The sequence below is a fragment of the Jeotgalibacillus sp. ET6 genome (genome assembly GCF_029667115.1).
Lineage (GTDB): Bacteria > Bacillota > Bacilli > Bacillales > Jeotgalibacillaceae > Jeotgalibacillus.
The window spans coordinates 1-244 of the sequence record NZ_JARUIU010000243.1 but is presented as its reverse complement, the minus strand read 5'-3'; the positions used below and the strand labels follow the sequence as shown (position 1 = coordinate 244).

Genomic DNA, 244 nt, shown 5'->3' with positions numbered 1-244 from the left:
AAGCGCATATCAGGCACTGACTGAATCAGCTTCATTAATCAGCTGATTTCTGTATTTATTTGCCTGGTTTTCTTTTGGATTCATCGTTTCTCTGGCATCCGTAACTGCAGTAAACGCCTGACGTGATCATGGATAAGTATGATCCGGAAAAACGGGTCGGGATGATCATTGATGATAACGAACATACACGGTATAGGAAAAGCTTTGTCCGTTGACAGAAATAATCTTCTGAAAAGGATCGATC

Annotated in this window: 1 pseudogene; it reads right to left on the bottom strand. The window is 41.0% G+C overall.

Annotation, left to right across the window (positions count from 1 at the left end):
• Window positions 1–24: 24 nt before the first annotated feature.
• Window positions 25–123, bottom strand: a pseudogene (locus P6709_RS20230) (FtsH protease activity modulator HflK); the annotation flags it as partial.
• Between the last annotated feature and the right edge of the window lie 121 nt (window positions 124–244).